General features: G+C 61.4%; 3 protein-coding genes. 1 reads left to right on the forward strand and 2 read right to left on the reverse strand.

Translation table 11 applies throughout. The features are described from left to right. A partial coding sequence (locus tag B7G66_RS09085; protein WP_048859124.1) for a DUF3363 domain-containing protein occupies positions 1–293 on the forward strand: 293 nt, incomplete at its 5' end. 39 nt (positions 294–332) lie between these two features. Here B7G66_RS09085 and B7G66_RS09090 read toward each other — a convergent pair. After that, a complete protein-coding gene (locus tag B7G66_RS09090) occupies positions 333–3,506 on the reverse strand; it encodes an error-prone DNA polymerase (RefSeq protein WP_003617624.1) in 3,174 nt (1,057 codons plus the stop codon). Then, the coding region (locus B7G66_RS09095; protein ID WP_048859125.1) for a DUF6504 family protein at positions 3,503–4,459 on the reverse strand (957 nt) is incomplete at its 5' end. The genes B7G66_RS09095 and B7G66_RS09090, both read right to left, overlap by 4 nt.

A 4,459-nucleotide genomic window follows, 5' to 3' on the forward strand; every position in this document is an offset into this window, starting at 1 on the left:
CCTCCATGCGGGCGCGGGAGATGGGGGACGTGGCCGAACGTTTGACCCGCGAAACCGGTCAGCCCGTCCAGAGCGCCGAGGCCGGTGAGTATGTCACCGGAACCTACCGGCAGCGCCTGACCCTCGCTTCGGGGCGTTTCGCCATGATTGACGGTGGCCTGGGGTTCCAGCTTGTGCCCTGGACGCCATCGCTGGAGAAACAGATCGGGCGTCATGTCTCCGGTGTTGCACGGGAGGACGGGGGCGTGGACTGGTCCTTCGGTCGGAAGCGGGACATGGGGATTGGGCTTTGATGGTGTTCGCGGCTTTGGAAATGATCAGACCACTTGGCTTCAATGAAAATTCCGGGATCGTATGGCAATCGCTTCGGAGTTCAGGTCATTGCTGCAAGAGAGTGTGCTATTTGAGCGGTTCCCGACATCTGCCAGCAATCCGGAAAGGTCCGTGATCTCTTTCGCGACCAGATGCACGACCTCACCTTCCTTTTGGAGCATGCCCTTCACCGCCAGCATTTGCCCGCCCAGCACCACACGCCGGTTCGCATCGAACATATCCGGCCAGATGATGACGTTCATGTTGGCCGTCTCGTCCTCCAGCGTCATGAACACCACGCCTTCGGCGGAGCCTGGTCGCTGCCGGACCAGCACCAGTCCCGCTACGGTGAGACGCTTGCCGTCCTTGGCGTTCAGGGCCTGTCGGCAGGGTAGGATGCCCTGTTCCTGTAAATCCTTGCGCAGAAAAGCTAGGGGATGATCCCGCAGGCTCAAGCCAAGCCGGTTGTAATCCCGCACCACCTCTGCCCCATCCCGCATGGGTTGGAGCAACACATCCGGTTCCTCTGCTTCCCGCGTGACCTGCGCTGCTGCAAATAACGGCAGCGGTTCATCGCGCAGAGCTTTGATCGCCCACAGCGCTTCGCGCCGTGCCAGCCCGAGCGAAGGGCGGAACGCGTCCGCTTCGGCCAGATGGGTCAGGGCTGCCGCTTTGACACCCGCCCGACGCCACAGGTCATCGACCGACGTAAACGGGCGTGAGGCCCGTGCGGCAACAATGCGGGCGGCATCGTCATTGGCCAGTCCCTTCACCAGACTCATGCCCAGCCGCACGGCGAACAGTCCGTTGGGGCTTTCTGGCCCCTCCAGTGTGCTGTCCCAGCGTGAGGCGTTGACGCAAACGGGCCGGATTTCCACACCATGTTCCCGCGCATCACGGACCAGCTGCGCCGGTGCATAAAATCCCATCGGCTGGCTGTTCAGAAGGGAGGCCAGAAACACGTCCGGATGGGTGCATTTCATCCACGACGACGAATAGGCCAGAATGGCGAAACTGGCCGCGTGGCTCTCGGGAAATCCGTAGGAGCCAAAGCCTTCGAGCTGCTGATAGATCCGCTCGGCGAATTCTTCGTCATAACCATTGGCACGCATGCCCTCGATCAGACGTGTCTGAAACTGTGAGACGGTACCAGTGTTCTTGAACGTCGCCATGGCCCGGCGCAACTGATCCGCTTCGGCGGCGGTAAATCCGGCACAGATCATGGCCACCTGCATCGCCTGTTCCTGAAACAGCGGGATGCCTAGCGTTTTGCTTAGAACCGCTTCCAGTTCTGGTGTCGGATAGTCTTCGCGCTCAAGGCCCTCGCGGCGACGCAGATACGGATGCACCATATCGCCCTGAATGGGGCCGGGCCTCACGATCGCCACTTCAATGACGAGGTCATAAAACACCCGCGGCTTGAGCCGTGGCAGCATGGACATCTGGGCTCGGGATTCAATCTGGAACACACCGATCGTATCGGCCTTGCGGATCATAGCGTAGGTGCGCGGATCCTCGCCCGGGATGCTCTGGAGCGTGAAGTGCTGGCCCTTGTGTTCCCCGAGCAGGTCCAGACCTTTCTTCATGCAGGTCAGCATGCCAAGGGCCAGGATATCGACCTTCATGAATTTCAGGACGTCGATATCGTCCTTATCCCATTCAATAATCTGGCGCTGCTCCATCGACGCAGGTTCAATGGGCACCAGTTCATCCAGACGGTCATGCGTCAACACAAAACCACCGGGATGCTGTGACAGGTGACGGGGGGCGCCGATCAGGCAACGGGCCAGGTCGAGTGTCAGGCGGATACGCCGGTCGGACAGGTCAATACCCGTGTCATTCAGGGCGTCATCGTCCAGTTTCCGCCCCCAGCCATGAATCTGGCCCGAGAGTGTGCGGATCAGGTCTTCCGGCAAGCCCATGACCTTGCCAACATCCCGCAAGGCCCCCTTGGCGCGATAGCGGATCACCACGGCCGTCAGGGCTGCGCGGTCACGCCCGTAATGCTCATAGACCCACTGGATGACCTGCTCACGGCGTGCGTGTTCGAAATCCACATCGATATCCGGTGGTTCGCCGCGCTCTTCGGAGACAAAGCGTTCGAACAGCAGCGAGTTGCGGGCCGGATCAATGGCCGTGATGCCGAGCACATAGCAGACAGCGGAATTGGCCGCCGAGCCACGGCCTTGACAGAGAATATCCTGACTGCGTGCATAGTGGACAATGCTGTTCACCGTGAGGAAGTACGGCGCATATTGCATCCGTCCGATCAGGTTGAGTTCGTGGTTCAGGCTCTGGCAGACCTCATCCGGAATGCCTTCTGGATAGGTGCGGGCTGCGGCCTCCCATGTCAGGGTTTCCAGCGCCTGCTGGGGCGTCTGACCGGGCACGGACACTTCATCCGGATACTGATAGGCCAGATCATCGAGCGAGAAACGGCAGCGCTCCACGATATCCATGGTGCGGGCAACCGCTTCAGGGTAACGGCTGAACAGCCGGGCCATCTCCTGCGGTGGCTTGAGATAGCGGTCGGCATGACGTTCGCGGACGAACCCGGCCTCGTCAATGGTCGTGTTGTGCCGGATGCAGGTGACGACATCCTGCAAAATGCGTCGGTTATGGGTATGGAACAGCACATCATTGGTCACGACGGTTGGCACTCGCGCCTGATGCGCCAGGTTGGCAAGCTCATACAACCGCATCTGGTCGTTAGGACGGCGCAGCAGCGTCAGCGCCATAAAGGCCCGGTCGGCAAAGGCGTCTTTCAGCTTGCGCAGATGCAGACCGCAGGCATCATCCGCCGTGTTGGGGATCATGATGACGATCTGGCCTTCACCCCAGGCCACCAGATCTTCCCAGAGCAGATGGCATTTCCCTTTCCCGGCACGGGCCTTGCCTATGGTGAGTAGACGGCAGAGACGGCCATAGGCGGCCCGGTCCATCGGGTAGACCAGCACAGGCGGAAAATCTGCCAGATCGAGACGGCATCCCACGACAAGCCGGAGCCCGACCTCTTTTGCCGCGACATGGGCCTGCACCATTCCGGCCAGAGAGTTGCGGTCACAGATGCCCAGTGCCTCGACGCCAAGCGCCTTTGCCTGCGCGAATAGTTCAATGGGGGAGGAAGCCCCGCGCAGGAATGAGAAATAGGTTGTCCCCTGCAATTCGGCATAACGTGGTGCCGAGGGGCTCATCCGAAAATCCCGTGCAGAAACCAGCCCTGCGAGCCGGTCTCGCCATGCTCACCGTCACCAGCACGGTAAAGCCAGAAGCGTTCTCCGCTCGTGTCTTCCACCCGGAAGTAATCTCGGGCGATGGTCAGTTCCGCGTCATTCTTCCACCATTCGCCAAAGACCCTTTCCGGCCCATCGGCACATTTCACCTTCCGTCGCACACCCCGCCAGATGAAGAACAGTGGTGGCTGGTCCGGCAGTTCCGCCATGGCCTGCACCGGTTCGGGTCTTGCCAGCAGACGTGTCGGACGCGGCCAGTGCTCGGGCCAGTCCTTTGTCTCCTCGGGGGCCAGCGCGGGCACGCGGCAGAAGGAGCGTTCGGGCAGATCGCTTTCTACGGGAGCAAAGCGATACAGCGCCTGCATGCCCACACGGTTGGCCAGTGTGTCGATCAGGTCGGACACATCGGCTTCTTCCTCGGCGATGAGCGAGGAGACGGTCTGGCGCCGATCCATGGGCTCCGTCAGTGACGCGATCAGCACCATGCGCTCAATGCCGAAGCCCGGATTGATCGTTTCGATTTTCTCGCACAGCAACCGCGTCAGGCGCTTTACGTCGCGTACAGGCATGGCGGTGGCTACGCGGATCGCCTCGGTGCGACTGTCCACCCGATGCAGCAGCAGATCGAGGCGGCGCACTCCCTGCCCGCGTTCGTCCAGTCCCTGGCAGAGCAGCGGCACCAGTTTGCCGATATATTTGGCGATGGTCTCGGCAGCGCCGATCGGCTCGGCGAAGTTCCGGCTGACCTCGACCGGATCAACCGGGCGGACTGGCACGATGGCTTCACCAATACGCCCGAACGCCTGATCCAGCCTGCGGGCGATGTCGGGGCCAAACCGCAAGGTCAGCGGTGCGCGTGGCATGGCGGCCAGTGGTCCGATGCGGGATACGCCCAGCGTGGCCAGACCCTCAAT

It is taken from the genome of Novacetimonas hansenii JCM 7643, from assembly GCF_000964405.1.
GTDB classification, from domain to species: domain Bacteria; phylum Pseudomonadota; class Alphaproteobacteria; order Acetobacterales; family Acetobacteraceae; genus Novacetimonas; species Novacetimonas hansenii.